Origin of the sequence: uncultured Sunxiuqinia sp. (assembly GCF_963974515.1) — a bacterium.
In the GTDB taxonomy this organism is placed as follows: domain Bacteria; phylum Bacteroidota; class Bacteroidia; order Bacteroidales; family Prolixibacteraceae; genus Sunxiuqinia.
On sequence record NZ_CAXBDD010000003.1, the window covers coordinates 104,907 to 124,942 of the forward strand.

The following is a 20,036-nucleotide window of genomic DNA, read 5'->3' on the forward strand; positions in this document are numbered from 1 at the left end:
GTTTCTTTGCTACAAATCTTTTCTGGCCAGGTAAAAGTCAACCATTTCGTAGTCCGATTTTTCGCGTTCCTCCATATCCGGAACTGTTTTTGGCGGTGGAACAATGACTTTTTCTCCGGGAACCCAGTTCAACGGAAGGGCCACACCATGTTTGTCGGCTGTTTGCAAAGCTTTCAACACCCGCAGAATCTCATTCATGTTACGCCCAACATTCAGCGGATAATACATCATCAGTCGAACCTTGCCGGTTGGATCAATAATAAACACCGCACGAACGGCTGCCGTTTCGCTTTCGTTGGGCTGCAGCATGCCGTAAAGCTTCGACACTTTCATGTCAATATCAGCAATAATCGGAAAATTGAACAACACACCGCTGTTCTTTTTTACATTGTTCACCCAAGCCACGTGAGCATGAATGCTGTCGATACTCAAACCCATCAGTTTGGTGTTTAATGCTTTAAATTCGTCGCTTTGTATGGCAAAACCACTCATTTCAGTGGTACAAACCGGCGTAAAGTCAGCCGGATGCGAAAACAGGATGACCCAACTTCCTTTGTTATACTCCGAGAATTTTAACGGCCCATAGGTGGTATCGGCTGTAAAGTCAGGAGCCATATCACCAATCCGAGGCATTTGATTAATTTGTTCTTCCATGATCTTTTTTAATTAGGATTAATGTTCTGGTTTCATAATAACTTCTTTTTCAGAAATATGTTCATCTTTAAGTGGTGAAAAAGATTACCTTTGTTCGGCTATTAATCATTGGAAAAACACGATTTGCTATCCCATTGAAACAGAGACCAAAAAAGTTATTTGTTTGTGAACAGTTTGTTGTTGAAAAAACCACGATTTTTTTCTGAAACAATTTGATTTTTACAAGAAAAAGCGCTTATTTTGCGAACTGTTTGAAAAATGTGTGATTCTGAATAAAAAATAAGACAATGTCAAAAGTTTGTCAAGTTACCGGTAAAAAAATGATGGTGGGAAACAATGTTTCACACTCGAAAAGAAGAACGAAGCGTCGGTTTTATCCGAACTTGTTCAAGAAGAAATTCTATCTTCCAGAGGAAGACCGTTGGATTTCGTTAACAGTTTCTGCAGCAGGAATCCGTACAATCAATAAAAGAGGTTTGGTGGCTGCGCTGAAAGAAGCGAAGGAAAAAGGATACGTAACGAATATTTAAAAGCGTAGAAAAATGGCTAAAAAAGGTAATAGGGTTCAGGTTATTTTAGAATGTACCGAGCATAAAGACAGTGGTGTGCCCGGAACATCACGGTACATTTCAACCAAGAACAGGAAAAATACACCTGATCGTTTGGAATTGAAAAAGTACAACCCGGTTTTGAAAAAAGTAACTGTTCACCGCGAAATTAAATAAATTGAGATATGGCAAAGAAAGCAGTTGCATCATTGCAAAAAGGTGCCGGTAAAGGTTTTTCCAAAGTAATTAAAATGGTAAAGTCTGAAAAAACCGGAGCATTCACATTTCAGGAAGAAATGATTCCTAATGAAATGGTTAAAGACTATTTTAAGAAGTAAAGATATTTGTTTGCTTAAACAGAAAAGCTTCCATCGATTGATGGGAGCTTTTTTGTTATCCGTCTTTTAGATTACTCATTCGAGTCATTCCGGCGATTTCTCCGGCAGAAACTTCCAATACCGCCGGGGCATATGCTGGCGTTGCAGTTTGTGGTTCTTTCGCTCCTTAATGTTGATGCTGTCAAAGTAATTCTTCCACAATACCTGGTAGCTGGCTTCCTGCTCCTGTAGCAAGTTGTGATTGACCTTCCCGTCCAGGCGGGAAAAGGTCTTCTCCGAAATCTCCACTTCCCGAACCGTTTTTAGATCGTAATAAAAGCCATAATCGCGTTTCAGGTCGTAAATCAGCCACTGTTGATCGGCAAACCGGTTCTTGAAATGCCGGAGGGTAAAGGGCAATACATCGTATGCCGGTTCAACCGGGGCGAAATAAAGGCCATCTTTGGTTTCCTGGAATCGAACAAACTGAAGCAGGCGAGAGGTTTCCTGCAGGACTTTCCGTTCCAGCTTTTTCAATTGAAGCACATCTGCATCGCCATAATCGGATTCAATGCTGAATTTGGTGTCGAACAAACGGCGGACAAAACGAAACAACATCATCTCGATGCCGGGCTCTGCAGACAAGAAAGCCATGAAAGGCAATTCTTTGTTTCGTTGATGAAGCTTTTGCCTCAAGGCTTTCCAAACACGATTGGCTTGCTGCTCATTGGTTGAAATAACTTGCTTCTCGGTAAACAAGACTTCCTGAAAATCAACTTCGCCACAAATGTCAGTTGGCGTAATTTTTTGTTGATAGCACTGAAAAACAACGCTTAACAAGCCTTCGAACGTTCCATCGTAAATTAAATAAGCCATGCTGTTAATTCTTAAAATGAAGCTGTTTGGGACCGCACACCGGGCTGGGCTGAGGAGGGAATAGCATCAGCTGGGTATCTCCTGCTTTCCGGCGTTTCATCTGGCTCTCAGCCAAAATATGATTTTTCAGGCGTTCAGGTTCCCAGCTGACCATTCGTGGTGGCAATTCGTTACATGTAATAAAGTACTGCGCTCGTTTCATCACTACGCCAATCTTTTTCAAATGAAAGCTGGTCAGTCGTCGAAAACGTCGGGTATCGACAATCATTCGGGCGGATTGCACCCCAATGCCAGGCACTCGTAAAATCAGGTGGTAGTCGGCTTTGTTAATATCAACAGGGAACAAGTGTAAGTTTCGGATCGCGAATGCCAGCTTCGGATCAATCTCCAGATCCAGAAAAAGTCGCTCCGGCGTAAGAATTTCATCGGGCGAAAACTCATAAAACCGCATCAGCCAGTCGCTTTGATACAGCCGGTTTTCGCGTACCAATGGTGGTGACTGTATAGCCGGAAGCCGTTTGTCGTATTCATTCACAGGCAAATAACCGGAATAATAAACTCGTTTCAGTTTCTGTTGATGATAGAAGTTTGAGGAAAGCTGAAGAATGTCCCGATCACTTTCGGGTGTGGCACCTACAATAATCTGGGTGCTTTGTCCGGCGGGTGTAAACTTCGGTACCCTGTGAAACTTTTTGCGTTCTTCTTTATAGGCTTGAATGCCTTCGCTGATTTGGTTCATTGGCTGCAGAACACTTGCGTAATCTTTTTCGGGCGCCAGCTTTTTCAGTTGCAGTTCGGTTGGTATCTCAATGTTCACGCTCATTCGATCAGCGTATCGGCCGGCTTCATAAATCAGTTCGCGACTGGCTCCCGGAATGGCTTTCAGGTGAATATAACCATAGTAGCGTTCCTTCAAGCGCAGTTTTTTGGCTACCAGCATCATGCGCTCCATCGTGTAGTCCGGATTTTTAATTACGCCGGAGCTTAAAAACAAACCCTCAATGTAATTTCTTCGGTAAAAACCAATGGTCAGATCAACGATTTCCTGAACGGTGAAAGCGGCGCGAGGGCGGTCGTTGGTTCGCCGGTTAATGCAATAGGCGCAATCGTAAATACAATGGTTGGTCATCAAAATCTTAAACAGGCTGATGCAGCGTCCGTCATCGGTAAAGCTGTGGCAAATACCTGCTGCCACGGCATTTCCAATTCCATCGTTGTTGTTCCGGCTGTTTCCGCTCGATGAGCAGGATACATCGTATTTCGCTGCATCGGCTAATATTTTTAGTTTTTCTTGAATGGTCGCATTCATAATCGATAAGCTTGTATGATTCTTGTTTTTTTATTGGCAAACGAGATGATAAAATTACTAATAAAATTAGTAATTACTAATAGGATTAGGTATATTTGGTGGATGAATTTTTTAGCACAGAATATCAAGTATTTACGAAAAACAAAGCAGTGGACGCAGCAACAGTTGGCTGATGAACTTCAGATAAAACGTGCATTGGTTGGTTCGTACGAAGAGGGTAGGGCAACGCCTAAAATCGCCGTACTTCAGCGGCTGGCTGTCTTGCTGGATACGAAATTGGATGACCTGCTGGGCAGGCCTTTGGAAGAAAAACAAGAAGGCAGGTCACCTTCAGCCAAGGTGTTGTCCATTGTGGTGGATCAAAATAATGAAGAATTGATTCCCATTGTTCCTGCAAAAGCTTCGGCAGGGTACCTAAACGGTTTTGCTGACCCGCATTATGTGGAGTCGCTGCCTCGCTTTTATATGCCTATTCCCGAATTGTCGCGCGAACGCACCTATCGTGTCTTTCAGATCAAAGGCGACAGCATGTTACCTGTGCTGCCTGAATCTTATCTGTTTTGTGAATATGTGCCGGATTTGGAAGATTTGAAAAATGGACAAACGTATATCCTCATCACCAAAGATGAAGGTCTGGTTTATAAACGTGTCTTTTTGAAAGCTGCCAGCCAGTTACTGCTGAAGTCGGATAATCCGGAATACGATTCTTATGTAATTGGCTTGGAGCAAGTGTTGGAATTGTGGAAAGCCAAAGGCGTTTTAAGCTTCGAACTTCCAAAGCCCGAAATGATGAGATCAGCCCATATTTCGTCTGTTTTGAAGGAAGTGAAGGATGAGATTCGGAAGCTGAGAAATCAATAGCTGGTATGATTTATGTTTCACGAATATTTTAAGAGTTTCCACTACGCTCGTTTGTTGTCTGACGAAAAAGTCAAATAGCCACCATGAAGTTTCCCCTTTGTTAACTCTTCCATCGCTCCTAAATTTCAATCGAATTATGTCAGTCAATTTTTGTAAATTGCGCCACTCAAATTCAGAAAGCTATGGGTCTATTCGGATCATTTACAAAATCGAAAAAAGAAAGCCTGGATCAGGGCCTTTCAAAAACCAAGGAGAGTGTTTTCAAAAAGTTGGGACGAGCCATTGTTGGTAAGTCAAAGGTTGATGATGAAGTCCTTGATAACCTGGAAGAAGTATTGATTACCTCCGATGTTGGTGTAGATACAACGTTGAAAATTATCCGGCGAATTGAAGAGCGCGTTTCGAAAGATAAATACTTTGGAGTTGATGAACTCAATACGCTTTTAAAAGAAGAAATTGCCGCACTGCTCGACGAAAATAACAGCAGCGATGATGCCGATTTTGATCTTCCGCAGAGTGACCTGCCTTATGTAATTATGGTCGTGGGAGTTAATGGGGTTGGAAAAACAACCACTATCGGTAAGCTGGCCTATAACTTCAAGAAGAACGGAAAAAAAGTGGTGCTTGGAGCTGCCGATACCTTTCGTGCGGCGGCCATAGACCAGTTGCAAATTTGGGCCGATCGCGTCAATGTTCCGCTGATCAGGCAAAGCATGGGATCTGATCCTGCTTCCGTGGCCTACGATGCCCTGGCTTCGGCAAAAGCCTCAGGTGCCGACGTGGTGATTATTGATACAGCAGGCCGTTTGCACAATAAAATCAACCTGATGAATGAGCTAACTAAAATTAAGAATGTGATGCAAAAAATTGTGCCTGATGCGCCACATGAGGTTTTGCTCATTTTGGATGGATCGACCGGACAAAACGCTTTTGAACAGGCCAAACAGTTCACTAAAGCAACGGAAGTCTCGGCTTTGGCTCTGACCAAGCTGGATGGAACGGCCAAAGGAGGTGTGGTTATTGGGATTTCCGATCAATTTAAAATTCCCGTCAAATACATTGGAATTGGCGAAAAAATGGAAGATTTGCAGGTTTTCCGGCGAAAAGAGTTTGTAGAGTCACTGTTTTCGTAGATATCTCTTCGTAAGCGGATGAATGTCATCCTGAACCTGTTTCAGGAACCGTCGCCTTATTAGGTTCCGAAAATAAGTTCGGAATGACTCATTCCCATAAAGAAAATTAAAAAACCACCATGGATTTAGTTTGTTGTAGAGGTGGAGAAAAAAAGAAGATAAAAGATGAAACGAGGAAAAGTTAATATAACCACCCTGGGGTGTTCGAAAAATTTGGTTGATTCGGAAATGCTGCTCAACCAGCTTGATCTGAATGGTTTTAAAGTGGTTCACGACAGTGAAGATGATGATGCCAATATTGTTATTCTGAATACCTGTGGCTTTATCATGGATGCCAAGGAAGAATCCATCAATTCGATCTTGAGCCACGCCCAGGCCCGAAAAAGCGGAAAGTTGGATAAGCTGCTGGTTATGGGTTGTTTGTCGGCGCGCTACAAGGAAGACTTGGAGAAGGAAATTCCGGAAGTAGATAAATTCTACGGCAAATTTGACTACAAGCAAATTATTCAGGATTTGAATGCCAACTTCTTTGAACAGAAGATGTATCACCGCCTGAAAACAACACCGAGCCACTTTTCTTACCTGAAAATCAGTGAAGGATGCAACCGGCACTGCTCATTTTGTGCCATTCCCCAGTTTACCGGAATCCATAAATCGCGCAGCATAGAGAGTTTGCTGGAAGAAGCCCAAACACTGGTTGATAGTGGAACTAAAGAACTGCTGATCATTGCGCAGGATTTGTCATACTACGGAATTGATATGTATGGCGAAAGCAAGTTGGCCGAACTGATTGACCGGTTGGCCGATATTAAAGGATTGGAATGGATCCGCTTGCATTATGCCTACCCGTCTAAATTTCCGATGGACTTGCTGAAAGTGATCCGTGAACGACATAACGTGGCCAGCTACCTGGATTTGCCATTACAGCACATAAGCGACCGAATGCTGGGGCGTATGCGCCGAAAAATTACCAAAGACGAAACCATCAGCCTGATCAACAGGATCCGTGAGGAAGTACCGGGAATTGCGTTGCGAACTACCTTTTTGGTTGGCCACCCGGGTGAAACTGAAGAAGATTTTGAAGAATTGAAAGCCTTTGTTGCCGAGCAGAAATTCGATCGCATGGGCGTTTTCGCCTATTCGGACGAAGATGATACTTACGCTTTTAAAATGTACGAGGACGATGTTCCGGAAGACGTAAAACAGGAACGCGCGGCAGAACTGATGGAACTCCAACAAAACATTTCTGAAAAACTAAATACAGAGAAAGTAGGGAAGACCCTAAAAGTATTGATTGATCGCGAGGAGGCAGATTATTTTGTTGGCCGGACTGAATTTGACTCACCTGAAGTGGATGGGGAAGTGTTGGTTGAAAAAGAGGAATCAATTCAAATTGGTCAATTCTACCCGATTCAGATCGCCGACTCAACCGAGTTTGACTTGATTGGGAAAGTTTCCTGATCAGCAGATCCGATAAAGCTATTTTTGAAGCATCGCCATATTTTCAGGAACAACCTGATGAAATATGGCGATGCTTCTTTTGTTTAAGCTGCTGAAGTCAGTGGATCACATTCCCAAAATGTCTTCAGCAAAATCAATACAGGCCTGTTCAACTTCGGTTTGGGCTTTTGAGAACATTCCGCAGCCAATCACATGGGTTCCGGCATCAAACGCCTGTTTTCGTTTGAGCGATCCCGAAGTTCCCAGCTGATCGTACATTTTCAGCATGGCATCAACCCGAACAACATCATCCTGATGCTCTTCATCCTCATAATAATAAGCCAGAAACACCGGTTCTTTAACCTTTCTAAATACGCCTTTTTGCATGGTGCATTCAACCAGTTGTTGCAGGTAAACCGTGGCTTCCATGCGGTAGAAGCAGTTCCAGTACAGGCATTCTTCAGCGCCTAAATCGTCGTTTGTATACCGATAGATTCCGCCGACCGATTGACGCCCGATTTGCAAGCCCCAGGGTTTGGACAGTAAAAAAGCTGCCGGATTATTGATCCGAATATTGGGAGACAGTAAAATCAGGCCTTCTACTAGTTCAGGAAAATCGGCCGCCAACTTCAAAGAAAGTGTGCCGCCGGTTGACGTACCCATCATAATCACCTTCTTGCCCAGCAGATTTGCGATCTGCAATGCCTCTTTCGCTGATTCGTACAAACGATCGGGTGTCATGTCCAGCAATGGATCCGTCACATCAAGGCCATGCGAAGCCAGCCTTGGGATGTAGGCGTTGGCCTGAAAATACCGGGCAAAGTTCAGATGGGTTGGATTTCCTTCGAAACCAGAAGCTGAAAAGCCATGTAGATAAAGCAGGCAGTAGCTTGTTTGGCCCTTTAACAGATCATCGTGCCAAATTACTTTCGATTCATTGTCTGACTTTACTGGCAAATTGGCTTCTTTCTCCTGGATGAAATTCTCCAACTCATCCAAGGATAGATTCAACTCTTCCAGCTCAGGATTGAATACCGGCTCATCTGGTTTGGGACCAACTGTATAAATAAAGGCTGTAAATAGCACGAGAACGATCAATGCACGTAAAATTTTATTCATTTCGATACGTTTGAAAGGTCACCAAGATAGCAAAAAATGTGTTTAACTACATGGTGAAACTCAGCTGTGATTAATTGAACAGTGGTTGGCTTTGTAACCAAGCTGCTTTCGAAAATCTATTTGCTTTTCAGTCTTGGTTCATTCAGGCTTAAAAAACCGACATTGCCGGGTTGAAACTTAAAACCCCTATAAACATTAAAAACAAATGGATTGTTAATGTACCAAAGCAATTAAAACTATTTTTACAGAACCGTAAACAACCATAAAATCAACATATGGATAAATTTTCACAAGTAGGTAATCAAGAGATTGCTGCTGTTGAAGAACTCTACCAGGATTTTTTAAATGACCCTGATAGCGTTGAAGAAAGCTGGAAAAACTTTTTTAAAGGTTTTGAACTGGCGAGGGCAAATTATACTTCCAGAAAGATCCAATGGAATGAGCCCATTGATAAGGAATTTGCTATACTAAACCTGATTCATGGCTATCGTCAGCGAGGCCATTTGTTCACAAAAACAAATCCCGTTCGTTCACGAAGAACCTACACACCGACTTTATCTATCGAGAATTTCGGACTGGAAGAAAGCGATCTGGATAAGATTTTTCAGGCTGGTACAAATATTGGCATTGGTCCGGCGAAGCTTAAAGACATTATTGCCCACCTCGAAGCTACTTATTGTAACTCTATCGGGGTTGAATATGTGTTTGTGCGTGATCCAAAAGTGTTGACCTGGCTTCAGGAAAAGATGGAAGGATCGAAAAATTCGCAGGAGTTTACGGATGAAATGAAACGGCATATTTTCTACCATCTAAAATTAGCAGTTGGGTTTGAAAGTTTTATTCATAAAAAATTTGTGGGGCAGAAGCGCTTCTCGCTGGAAGGTGCAGAGTCGTTGATTCCAGCCTTGGATGCTGTGATTGAACAGGGAGCTGATCTGGGGATCCGTGAATTTATCATCGGCATGGCGCACCGCGGGAGGTTAAACATTCTGGCCAACATCATGAATAAGCCTTACGAATATATTTTTAAGGAATTTTATGGTACGGAATACGAAGAAGATATTGCCTTGGGCGATGTGAAGTACCACCTTGGATTTGAAAATGAGGTGACTTCTGATCATGGTGAGAAGATAAAGCTAAGCTTAATGCCTAATCCTTCGCACTTGGAAGCGGTTGCTCCCCTGGTTGAAGGAATGTCGCGCTCACGCATTGATTCGCTTTACGATGGAGACTACGATAAATTGGCCCCCATTATCATTCACGGTGACGCCGCTATTGCTGCACAAGGTGTTGTTTATGAGGTTATTCAAATGTCGCAACTGAATGGCTACAGAACTGGCGGTACCATTCACCTGGTGATTAATAACCAAGTGGGTTTTACCACCAACTATCTCGATGCCCGGTCCAGTACTTATTGTACCGATGTGGCTAAGGTAACCCGTTCTCCGGTGTTTCACGTAAATGGCGATGATGTTGAATCGCTCATATACACCATCAAGCTGGCCATGGAGTTCAGGCAAAAATTCAATAGCGATGTTTTCATTGATATTTTGTGCTATCGAAAATATGGACATAATGAGGGAGACGAGCCCCGTTTTACACAGCCTCAATTATATAAGGCCATTGCAGACCACAAAAATCCACGCGATATTTATGCCGAAAAACTAATTCGGCAAGGGATTATGACCTCCGAAGAAATTAAAGAGGAGATTAAAGCCTTCGATGAGTTGATGAACTCAAAATATAAAGATTCGGAAGAGATTGACAAATTGAAGATCAAACAGTTTTTGGTGAACGAGTACGAATCGTTTGAAAAGCCACACAAAATTGATTTTTCGGAGGTTATCAAGACTGGGGTTAAACGGACCAGGTTGGTTGAATTGGCGGAGAAGATCAATTCAGTTCCCAAGGGAATGAAGTTTTTCAATAAAATCAACCGAATCTTATCCGATCGTCGACAAATGATTCTCGACGATCGGCTGGACTGGGGAATGGCGGAACTCTTGGCTTATGGGACCCTGGTTGACGAAGGGCACCCCGTACGCATCAGCGGGCAGGACAGCGAGCGGGGAACCTTCGCACATCGACATGCGGCTTTTGTTGCCGAAGACGCTGGGGAAAAATATTTCCCTTTAAAAAACATTTCACCAAACCAGGGATCTTTTCATATCTACAATTCGCTGCTTTCGGAGTATGGAGTCATGGGGTTTGAATACGGATATGCTATGGCACAACCCAATGCTTTAACCATTTGGGAAGCCCAATTTGGCGATTTTGTAAATGTCGCCCAGGTCATTATTGACCAATACATTACATCGGCCAACGAAAAATGGGGCTTGATGAACAACCTGGTGCTTTACTTGCCGCATGGGTACGAAGGTCAGGGTCCGGAGCATTCCAGTGCCCGTATTGAGCGTTTTCTGGCCCAGGCTGCAAGCAATAACATGCAGATTATTGAGCCAACAACGCCTGATAATTTGTTCCATATGCTCAGGCGGCACATGAAAATGAAAACACGGGTTCCATTAATTGTGTTTACACCCAAAAGTTTACTGAGGCACCCCATGGTTACCTGCACGCTGGAGGAGCTGGCTACCGGACATTTTCAGGAACTTATTGATGATAAACAAGTAGAACCGGATGAGGTGAAGCAGCTGGTAATTACCTCAGGCAGATTGTATTACGACTTGGTGAAAAAACGGGCAGACACAGCTGATAATACCACTGCAATTGTGAGATTGGAGCAGGTCTATCCACTGCCTGTTGAGCAGATTAATGCAACTATGAAAAAGTATAATAAAGCCGAACGTATTGTCTGGGCACAGGACGAACCGGCAAATATGGGGGCATGGCCCTTTATTTATCGCAGCTTGAAAGAAATACCTTTTGAAGTCGTTGCACGCTCCGAAAGTGCCAGCCCGGCCGGAGGTTTAATGAAACAACATACATTGAGATTAAATAAGATCCTCGATCAAATATTTGATGCAGAAGTTTTAGCAAAAGCATAAGGAAAGAACTATGATCATTGAAATAAAAGTACCAACACCAGGAGAATCGATAACAGAAGTTGAACTAGGAAAATGGTTAGTGGAGGATGGCGATGTTGTTGATAAAGATGATGAAATAGCCGAGATCGAATCGGATAAAGCTACCTTGACCCTTGTGGCTGAGGAAGCTGGAAAAGTTAGCTTTAAGGCTCAGGAAGGCGACACCCTTGATGTTGGCGCCGTGGCATGTACCATCGACACATCGGTTCAACCTGAAGAGAAAACAGAAGCGGTAAAAGAGAAACCGAAAGAAGAAACGCAGGAGAAGGAACAAGTTGATGAAGAACCTGCGAAGAGCCCAAAACAAGAAGAGTCAAGGAAGGAAAAATCAAAAGACGAATCGGTTGCAAAAGAAGATCAGACTCATGTGAAAACTACTTCAGTGGCCAAAAAAATGATGGAAGAGAATAACTTGTCGGTTGATGATATTCTCCAGGGACTGAAGCGTATCTCTAAAAAAGAAGTCGAAGTAGTAATGAACTTGCCGGAGGAAACGGCTGCTCCTTCTCGCAAAAAATCATTTTCGCGAGAGGAAGATCGGGAAAAAATGAGTTCACTGCGGCGCAAATTGAGTCATCGGCTTGTCTCAGTAAAGAATGAAACAGCGATGTTGACCACTTTCAACGAAATTGATATGAGCCGGGTGATGGAGTTGCGCAAAAAGCACCAAAGCCGGTTCATTGAAAAACATGATTTCAAATTGGGCTTCATGGGATTTTTCACCAAAGCAGCGGCTGTGGCCATGAATTTTTATCCGGCAATCAATTCCATGCTTGATGGAGAAGAAATTGTCAGTCCCAAATATGTTGATGTGGGCATTGCTGTTCAAACCCCCAAGGGTTTAATGGTTCCAATTATTCGCAACACCGAAAGTAAATCAGTTGTGGAAATTGAGAAAGACCTGAAAGATTTGGCTGAAAAAGCGCGGAATAAGAAAATATCAGTGGAAGAACTGACGGGTGGCACCTTTACCATTACCAATGGCGGAACATTTGGCTCCTTGCTGTCAACACCGATTATTAATCCACCGCAGTCTGCTATTTTAGGTATGCATAACATTCTGGACCGTCCGGTAGCTGTCAACGGTAAAGTTGAGATCCGCCCCATGATGTACGTCGCCCTGTCTTACGATCACCGGATCATCGACGGGAAGGACTCAGTTGGCTTTTTGGTGAAAGTGAAAGAATTGATTGAGAACCCGGAGCGACTCTTGAATAATGGTGCAAACCCGGAAGACTTGTTACTGGATTTGTAGAAATTGCTGAAGAGATCAAATCAGAGAGGCTATTTTGGGTACCAAAATAGCCTTTTCAATGTTAAAGAGCGGTGAACCAAATTCGATTTTTAGTTTCATTTTGAGTAAATTCGACGCGTTTTAAAAATTCACAGAATGAAAATTGTTGTTTTAGATGGCTATACCCTAAATCCCGGAGACCTCAGCTGGGATGCTTTGAAAGCAATCGCGTCCTGCGATATATATGACAATACCCCAGATAATCTGCGACTAAAACGGATTGGAGATGCTGAAGTTGTGTTCAGCAATAAAGTGGTGCTTGATGAGGAAATCTTCAAAGCTTGTCCTTCCATAAAATACATTGGTGTTTTGGCTACCGGCTACAATGTCATTGATTTAGATGCCGCAGCTGAAGCGGGTATTGTGGTCACAAACATTCCGGCGTACAGCACCGATTCTGTTGCACAAATGGTCTTTGCCCATCTTTTGCACATCGTTAACCAGGTGCATCTTCATGCCGAAGCGGTAAGCAAGGGAGACTGGGTCAAATCAAAAAACTTCTCGTTTAGTGTGTCGCCTCAAATCGAGTTGAGCGGAAAAACACTGGGCATCATCGGTTTCGGACAAATAGGAAGGAAAGTGGCCGAAATAGGACAGGCCATGGGTATGAAAATCGTGTTTCAGAACCGATCTGTAAAAACAGATGTCCCTGCTGAATTTTTGCAATGTGATCTTGATGCGCTGCTGCGAAAGTCGGATGTGGTGAGTTTAAACTGCCCGCTAACGGATTCGAATGTCGGTTTTGTCAATAAAAACAAGCTGGACTTGATGAAACCAAACGCCATTATAATCAATACCGGCCGGGGGCCGCTAATCAATGAACAGGATTTGGCTGATGCGCTCAACAACGGGCGAATCGCTGCTGCGGGACTTGACGTACTTTCCACCGAACCGCCAGCGGCTGATAATCCGCTGCTACGCGCAACAAATTGTTACATTACGCCACACATAGCGTGGGCCACAAAAGAATCACGTCAACGTCTAATGGACATTGCGATCGAGAACCTAAAAGCTTTTCTGAATAGAAAAAAGCTCAACGTGATCAACTAAAATTGCTTGATTTGGAAGATGTCTGCTGCTGGTTATTCGTCTAGGTCGTCGTCTGAATTAAAGTCATTAAAATCAATTTCATCATCAAATTCATCATAAATAGACAGGCGGCGTTTTGAGCCTCGCTCTTTCTTTACACTTTTTGGTGATTTGCTCCTGGAATCAAGGTCTTCAAAATCGGCATGATTTTGTTTCTTTGCGGAGCTGCTTTTCGATTTCATTTTAATTTTACGGATCTAATAATTAATAACTTACTTCTATATCAATACCTTTCAGCATTGCCTTGGTAAACTAGAAAAAAATATTTCTATTTTCCAAATGCCTTAGGTTGTTTTTTATTACCCAACACGGATTAATTTAAAATTGTTGTGTATTCTGGTTCTTTTTTTCGCTTGATGTTGATATTAACAACAATTCTTCCCAACAAGATTAAGCGAGTGCTTGTTACATCAACAAGAGAAACAGTTAAAGACAATAATTATGAGTTTTACTTTGAAAATTGGAGCACGTGCAATTGATTTCAACCTTCCTGCAACTGACGGAAAAAATTATACCCTGGCGGATTTTGATTCTGCTAAATTCTTGGTCGTTTTTTTTACCTGCAACCATTGCCCATATGTCGTTGGAAGTGATGAGCTAACAAGAACAACAGCAGAGAAATTTAAAGATCAGGGAGTTCAATTCATCGGAATCAACTCAAACAGCGAAAACACGTATCAGGAAGACGACTTCGGCCATATGGTCGAACGAATGAAAACACATCAGTTTCCCTGGGTCTATTTGCGAGACGAAAGCCAGGAAGTTGCGCAAAAGTATGGCGCGCTAAGAACTCCACATTTCTATGTTTTTGATGCCGGACGGCGTTTGGTTTATACCGGTAGGGGAGTGGATTCCCCCAAAGACGCCTCCAAGGTGAAGATCAATGATTTAGAGCGCACGTTGCAAGAACTCACGTCCGGTAAAATGATTTCAGTACCAGTGACAAATCCGATTGGTTGTAATGTGAAGTGGGATGGAAAAGACAAGCATTGGATGCCTCCCGAAGCGTGTGACTTGGTGCTTTAGTCCAAACAAGGAGCATTTTTATATAGAAAATCGCTGCCGTACTTTCGTAATCATGTTGTACTTTTGAATAGAAAAAGAGAACAGTTAGAAGCAATTATTAACATCATGTGCCGTTATTAATTTTGAACCAATATCTTATATCATGAAAACGATTGTAATCATTTTATTATTCGCGTCATTTTGCCTGCCTGCAGCAGCACAATCTCCAATAAACCTTGGTTTAAAAGGTGGGATTAATAGTACGAAATTAACTTCCGATCTGAGTAAATATGATGAGGAGAGTATCAACAAGTTTCACGCGGGCGCTTTTGTGAGGGTAAATCTTGGAAATATCTATGTTCAGCCCGAAGCGTATTTTAATACCAAGGGTGGCGAATTAAATGAATCCGGTGGTATCGTCAATTCATTTGATCTGAAAACGGTTGATGTGCCGGTCTTATTGGGCGTCAATATCATTAAAAAGGGTCCCCTGGCTCTGCGTGCCAATGCAGGTCCTGTCTTTTCCTTTGTCACCGACAAAGAATTTAATGGGGATGAGACTGCATTTAACAGGGATTATATCGAAGACAATTTTTTTGGCTGGCAATATGGCGTTGGTGCCGACTTTATGATGTTTACCCTGGATGTTCGCATGGAAAACAACTCGGGTGAATTGTACAAAGGACCAGACTTCGAAAGTAAAAGTAAAAGTTTTGTGATCAGTCTAGGTTTTAAATTACTCTAAGGTCACACATCGGACTTATTTCTTTTGATCTGACAAATCTTTTCTATTTTTGGTCAAGATCTTTTACCAATGAAATCAATTATTTTTTCGATTATTTTTTTCCTTTCAGGATTTACGGTATTTGCCCAAGCCGATTCGGCAAAAACAAGTGCGGTAAATCCTGAATTTGATTATGTCTACCGGGAATTGTTCAACTTCCTACCCAATTCCACCTTTGGCGAGTTGTCCATCGAGCAGCCAGATTTGGCATCGTTCGATTTTAACCGGCGACCCGATCTTGTGATTGATTTCAATTCGTTTTCATCCAACAATCGTTTTACCATCTCCAATCATCATTTGACTTATTTTAATCCATTTGTCCATTCGCTTGGGATCACCAATCAAGCGCACTATCAATTGAACGATAAGCTTATGCTTGGAGGAAATAGTTTTGTTGCCAATTCAATTTTTAATCCCCTTCCTGCCAATCCATCTCTTCAGGATATGGGTATTCGCGGGGCTTCCATGTTTCTTCAATACAAAGTTTCAGATAAGTTTAAAATTGGCGGGAGCTTTAGTATTAGCAATCAAAACCATCCATTTTTCTGGTAATACTCCAAGGTGAGGTAGAAGATATTGAATTGATCCCAGTCATCCGGATCTGGCTTTTTTTTGGTCGGAGTTGCTGTCTCGGTTGGCTGATTTGATTCGGCTCGTCATTGCAATGGTTAGGGCTGAAACCGGAATTTTCGGTAAAATTCCCAATCGAATAGGTTGCGAACCTTCAATACCTGTTCCATTCTACTTCTGTGTGACTACCGTTTGTCTCAAAACAAATTTTCAGAAAAAATATTCATGTTTTTGTTGACCGGATGATATCGTTCACCCCCTAGATCTTGTTGTTCGTCGAAAGCCGTCTGATTATGACTTGGGGAGGTGTAATTTTTCAATTTGTTACTCGTCTATTAAGTAAAAAAGCAGAAAACAAGAGACGCTTTTAAGCGCTCAAAACAGAAACAATTTATTAAACGATTAAATCCAAAGTCATGAAAAACAAAGTTATTACAGGAATTACCGCATGTGTCCTTTGTCTGGCAACGTTTGCAGTGCAGGCAACAGAAACCGACCGTACATTTAGTGACTACGACATCGTAGCCGTCAACAATCAAGATTTGTCAGCAAAGGCTGATAAAGCCTGGGTTTTGTCATACGACAACGAAGAGGCTCCAATTGTCATCACGCTGCACGAGACTAAAAGGTCAAAAAATTATGTCGTTCGTGCTGAACATTTTGAGGTATCGTATGTGTGCTGCAAAAAGGGATTCGGAGCATCGCTGGTCAAGGCCGAATACAGCGAGATTCCAGAAGAAATTATCAGCCGCGTGATCAATTCGGAAGAACTAAATCGCCAAAAAATTCTTACTCCCAACCAAGTGACCGAAGATCAGGCGCTTGATTTAATTGCTGCGTATTTACCGGATTTAATAAATCCAAGCTATAAACATCTGTTGAATTAGTAATTTTAATAATCAAACAGAATCAATTCGAGAGGCTGCTTCCCCCCAGAAGCAGCTTTCTTTTTGGCCCGTAGGCAAACCAATCCTGCTGTTTCAAAGGGCCGATGCCAAAACAAAGTCAGGGGTTACAACAGGCCCTGGTGAATGCCCTTCATTCCATTTTACTTTTGCTGGCACCATCAGCCACTGGATCTCAAGCGGAATATCTACCCGTAAGCAGGATAATTTACAATTGAGGTTCTATAGACTGGAAGTAGATTTAATAACCAGGATAGTTTTATTACACCAGGTCCTCTTAAATCAAATGCTGATTTTTTCAAGACTTTTTTTTTACAGTTTTTTCATTGAATCAAGTTACGCCAAATCAAAAAGCAATGATTAGCACGTATGTTGCAAAAGTCTAAACTATGTTGCAACAGGTTACACATGTTTGAGGAGGAGATTCCATGTTTATTTTAATTGGCCTACTGAACCGGTCACTCGATGTTGTCAGCTGAGTGGCTTGATTAGTGAAGGATTCATTTCGAGTGCAGCCCGCACTCGCAAGCGATTCCGCATATTGGTCGGATGACTTCGACCTAGCAAGAAGACTTTTTCTACAGATTGCGTTTTCGCTGCCTCAGGCATCAGATGTTTGCAGGAATAACCGGAGCAAGGGATGATGCGATCCCCCGGCTGGTATGGTACGGCTTGCATCCTGGCTCCTTATTCTTCAAACAAGTCAATCCGCCGGATTTTAAAATAATGGCCAATGGGATGACTTTCGTTTGTGCCAGTCGATACAACAATTGGTAAAAAAAGCAGTATAAGTGCTTAGTATATGAGTTGGTGAGTTGATGGCTCAGGTGTTCTTTGGTCGCAGGTATTCTTATGGAAGCAAACTATTTCTGTATTCAGTGGTTTGTGTAGTTGTGATGGGCGTTGCTTTAAACCGTAAAACTAGTTCTATGCCAATTTATATGGATCGTCATGATGTGTCAGACCAGGTAACTGCCGAAATTGTGGCCGAGTTACATCAGCAGGATTTACAAATTCAGGATCAATTTGATTGTAAAGGTTTAACCTACTGGTTTGATGAAAAGCGGAAAACCGCTTTTTGTTTGATTGAAGCGCCCAACGCTGATGCCATTCAACAAATGCATGACCATGCTCATGGCGAAGTCCCGCACCAGATTATTGAAGTAGATACCCACGTGGTCGAGTCATTTCTCGGCAGAATTACTGATCCGGAAAAGTCACAAAACACCGATTTAAATATTATTCGCGATCCTGCTTTCAGGGCAATTCTGGTTACCGGGTTTGATGACGGGCCGTTGCTTGATGCACCGAACATCCAGAATTCAGACTTTTCCAGTTGTATGAAGTCGTTTTCCAGCGTTTTTGGTCGTTTTGGAGGCCAACTGGTGAAGCAAAGCGGGAACCGTTTCCTGGTTTCGTTTCAGTCGGTCTCGGAGGCTGTTCGGTGCGCGATCGAGCTGCATACTGTAGACAAGGAAAGGCATGAATCCATGCGGTGTGATACCAATAAACTAAAAACAGGAATCAGTTCCGGAGTGCCGGTTACAGAAGGGAAGCAGTTTTTTGAAGAGGCGATCCAAACGGCTGAGCGGATGTTTCATATTTCGGATGGCAAGATCGTGATGTCTTTGGAAATCAAAAAGCTTTACAAAAGCGATAATCTGAATGTTTTTCTTGATGACGAGGTGGTTGAGATCTTGAATCCTTCGGATGAAAAATTTTTAAATCGCTTAATGAGCTACATAACGGAGACCTGGCAAAACACGGAGCTGCATGTAGATGATTTTGGAGCGCACCTGGGCTACAGCAGGTCGCAATTGTATCGAAAAATGGTTTCACTCACTGGCATGTCTCCCAATAGTTTTATCAAGGAATATCGTTTGGCCAAGGCCTTAAGCCTCATCAACCAGCAGTCCGGGAATATTTCGGAGATTGCCTACGAAACCGGGTTTAACAGCCCGTCTTACTTTGCCAAATGCTTTCATAAAAAATATGGTCTGTCGCCGTCCGAATACATGAATCAAGTGGAGTGATGTAGCTTCGCTTTTCCTTCCATAGAATCTACTTTCAGACACAAATTTGTAAGTTTTGATTTTTATTTGATCGGGACTTTTTTCTAAGAACCAGAAGATGAAAACCAAAGGAAAAGTTTGGATCCTTAAGTCCGACACCTGGCCGGAGGCGAAAGCAGGCCAGGGCGTCAAAGTCGCCCGGACCTGCGTTGGCGGGAAGGATAAATCTGCAGATCTGGAGAAAAGCGTTTTGCGATGAGGCGCAGGCCGACAAAGATCCTCCCAATACTAAAGAATTGCACCTTGTTTGCTGTTGTGCAATTCAACCCGGGTGCCGTTTCACTACACCTGGGGCAATTGACATTTAACCCTGTTGGGATAACAGGTTTTTCTCGGGGCAGCCGAGAAAATTGGTGCGTCTTGTGCCCCATCATATTTGTGTATGAAGGCAGTTCCAAAGAATAAAAAGACCTAAATGTATTCATTGTTGAACGGAATGTGTCAGTCCACGGGAGTGATAAGCCCTAATTTTGAGTCAATGCATGGGGGCGACTCGATCACCCCCCAAAATCACAACACCAGGCATACAAGTGCCTGTGAATTGAAAATGAAAAAAAAATGAGAAGGTTATGAGTAAAATGTTATTTGAAAGACTTGGAGGTAAAGAAGGTATTACAAAAATTGTTGATGACGTAGTGGACGCGCACATGAACAATCCGGCGATCAGTTCCCGCTTTCTTCCTTATCTGGAAACGCCGGAGAAACTAGCGATTGTAAAACAACATACAGTTGATTTTTTTAGTGCCGGAAGTGGTGCCCCCGTGACTTACAACGGACGCGATATGCCGGAAGCGCATCGGGGAATGAATATTAGTGCGGCCGAATACATGCATGCCATCGACGATATCTTTTTGGCCCTGGACAAGCATCGAATCGACGATGAAACAAAAAAGGATGTACTGTTTATCCTATGGTCGTTAAAAGGGATGATTATGGGCCGGTAGTGAATAAAAAAAAGCCACCCTCCCGTAGGAAGATGGCTTTGAACTATAGTAAACGGTTTTTTTCTCAGC

At 42.7% G+C, this 20,036-nt stretch carries 20 protein-coding genes; 15 read left to right on the plus strand and 5 right to left on the minus strand.

Translation table 11 applies throughout. The annotated features are described in order from the left end of the window. Positions 1-9: 9 nt before the first annotated feature. On the minus strand, positions 10-654 hold the full coding sequence (locus AAC033_RS01810) for a peroxiredoxin (protein WP_339734743.1): 645 nt from the start codon (positions 652-654) through the stop codon (positions 10-12). Positions 655-941: 287 nt separating this feature from the next. Here AAC033_RS01810 and rpmB point away from each other — a divergent pair, with 287 nt between their 5' ends. The 3 genes from rpmB to AAC033_RS01825 are packed head-to-tail and all read left to right on the plus strand — an operon-like array spanning position 942 to position 1,540. Further along, positions 942-1,184 (plus strand): 50S ribosomal protein L28, encoded by a 243-nt coding sequence (gene rpmB / locus AAC033_RS01815; protein ID WP_339734745.1) that lies wholly within the window; start codon positions 942-944, stop codon positions 1,182-1,184. 12 nt (positions 1,185-1,196) lie between these two features. Continuing rightward, positions 1,197-1,379 carry a 50S ribosomal protein L33 gene (rpmG, locus tag AAC033_RS01820; protein WP_137080132.1) on the plus strand — a complete coding sequence of 61 codons (183 nt, stop codon included), beginning with the start codon at positions 1,197-1,199 and terminating at the stop codon, positions 1,377-1,379. Positions 1,380-1,387: 8 nt separating this feature from the next. Further along, positions 1,388-1,540, plus strand: a complete 153-nt coding sequence (locus AAC033_RS01825) for a DUF4295 domain-containing protein (RefSeq protein WP_339734751.1) — start codon at positions 1,388-1,390, stop codon at positions 1,538-1,540. 84 nt (positions 1,541-1,624) lie between these two features. On the opposite strand, the gene AAC033_RS01830 is transcribed toward AAC033_RS01825, so the two are convergent. Continuing rightward, positions 1,625-2,395, minus strand: coding sequence for a TIGR03915 family putative DNA repair protein (locus tag AAC033_RS01830; RefSeq protein ID WP_339734753.1), 771 nt, complete (start codon positions 2,393-2,395; stop codon positions 1,625-1,627). A 4-nt stretch (positions 2,396-2,399) separates the two neighbouring features. Further along, positions 2,400-3,704, minus strand: coding sequence for a putative DNA modification/repair radical SAM protein (locus tag AAC033_RS01835; protein ID WP_339734755.1), 1,305 nt, complete (start codon positions 3,702-3,704; stop codon positions 2,400-2,402). A gap of 102 nt (positions 3,705-3,806) precedes the next feature. On the opposite strand from AAC033_RS01835, the gene AAC033_RS01840 reads away from it, so the two are divergent. The 3 genes from AAC033_RS01840 to rimO all read left to right on the plus strand — a co-directional run bounded on the left by AAC033_RS01840 (position 3,807) and on the right by rimO (position 7,159). After that, positions 3,807-4,565, plus strand: coding sequence for a LexA family transcriptional regulator (locus AAC033_RS01840; protein ID WP_339734757.1), 759 nt, complete (start codon positions 3,807-3,809; stop codon positions 4,563-4,565). 182 nt (positions 4,566-4,747) lie between these two features. Beyond that, complete coding sequence (gene ftsY, locus AAC033_RS01845; protein WP_339734759.1) at positions 4,748-5,698, plus strand: signal recognition particle-docking protein FtsY; 951 nt, start codon at positions 4,748-4,750, stop codon at positions 5,696-5,698. Between the two features lie 165 nt (positions 5,699-5,863). Beyond that, positions 5,864-7,159 carry a 30S ribosomal protein S12 methylthiotransferase RimO gene (gene rimO, locus AAC033_RS01850; protein WP_339734761.1) on the plus strand — a complete coding sequence of 432 codons (1,296 nt, stop codon included), beginning with the start codon at positions 5,864-5,866 and terminating at the stop codon, positions 7,157-7,159. Between the two features lie 105 nt (positions 7,160-7,264). Here the strand turns inward: rimO and AAC033_RS01855 are convergent, their stop codons facing one another. Then, entirely contained in the window at positions 7,265-8,257 is a 993-nt protein-coding gene (locus AAC033_RS01855) for an alpha/beta hydrolase (RefSeq protein ID WP_339734763.1), read from the minus strand. 275 nt (positions 8,258-8,532) lie between these two features. Between AAC033_RS01855 and AAC033_RS01860 the strand changes: the two genes are divergently transcribed. From AAC033_RS01860 to AAC033_RS01870, 3 genes are all read left to right on the plus strand, one after another. Then, on the plus strand, positions 8,533-11,265 hold the full coding sequence (locus AAC033_RS01860; protein ID WP_339734765.1) for a 2-oxoglutarate dehydrogenase E1 component: 2,733 nt from the start codon (positions 8,533-8,535) through the stop codon (positions 11,263-11,265). 10 nt (positions 11,266-11,275) lie between these two features. Beyond that, complete coding sequence (gene odhB, locus AAC033_RS01865; protein ID WP_339734767.1) at positions 11,276-12,559, plus strand: 2-oxoglutarate dehydrogenase complex dihydrolipoyllysine-residue succinyltransferase; 1,284 nt, start codon at positions 11,276-11,278, stop codon at positions 12,557-12,559. Between the two features lie 135 nt (positions 12,560-12,694). Continuing rightward, the gene (locus AAC033_RS01870) at positions 12,695-13,648 is read left to right on the plus strand and encodes a D-2-hydroxyacid dehydrogenase (protein ID WP_339734769.1); all 954 of its coding nucleotides are present in this window, start codon (positions 12,695-12,697) and stop codon (positions 13,646-13,648) included. Positions 13,649-13,680: 32 nt separating this feature from the next. On the opposite strand, the gene AAC033_RS01875 is transcribed toward AAC033_RS01870, so the two are convergent. Then, a complete protein-coding gene (locus AAC033_RS01875) occupies positions 13,681-13,869 on the minus strand; it encodes a hypothetical protein (protein ID WP_339734771.1) in 189 nt (62 codons plus the stop codon). A 259-nt stretch (positions 13,870-14,128) separates the two neighbouring features. Here AAC033_RS01875 and AAC033_RS01880 point away from each other — a divergent pair, with 259 nt between their 5' ends. The 6 genes from AAC033_RS01880 to AAC033_RS01905 all read left to right on the plus strand — a co-directional run bounded on the left by AAC033_RS01880 (position 14,129) and on the right by AAC033_RS01905 (position 19,967). Continuing rightward, the gene (locus AAC033_RS01880) at positions 14,129-14,713 is read left to right on the plus strand and encodes a thioredoxin family protein (protein WP_339734773.1); all 585 of its coding nucleotides are present in this window, start codon (positions 14,129-14,131) and stop codon (positions 14,711-14,713) included. A 142-nt stretch (positions 14,714-14,855) separates the two neighbouring features. Continuing rightward, complete coding sequence (locus AAC033_RS01885) at positions 14,856-15,437, plus strand: porin family protein (protein ID WP_339734775.1); 582 nt, start codon at positions 14,856-14,858, stop codon at positions 15,435-15,437. A 69-nt stretch (positions 15,438-15,506) separates the two neighbouring features. Continuing rightward, a complete protein-coding gene (locus tag AAC033_RS01890; protein ID WP_339734777.1) occupies positions 15,507-16,028 on the plus strand; it encodes a hypothetical protein in 522 nt (173 codons plus the stop codon). Between the two features lie 434 nt (positions 16,029-16,462). Beyond that, entirely contained in the window at positions 16,463-16,933 is a 471-nt protein-coding gene (locus AAC033_RS01895) for a hypothetical protein (RefSeq protein WP_339734779.1), read from the plus strand. A 947-nt stretch (positions 16,934-17,880) separates the two neighbouring features. Next, positions 17,881-18,984, plus strand: coding sequence for a nickel-binding protein (locus tag AAC033_RS01900; RefSeq protein ID WP_339734781.1), 1,104 nt, complete (start codon positions 17,881-17,883; stop codon positions 18,982-18,984). Positions 18,985-19,592: 608 nt separating this feature from the next. Then, positions 19,593-19,967, plus strand: a complete 375-nt coding sequence (locus tag AAC033_RS01905) for a group 1 truncated hemoglobin (protein WP_339734783.1) — start codon at positions 19,593-19,595, stop codon at positions 19,965-19,967. Positions 19,968-20,036: the final 69 nt, after the last annotated feature.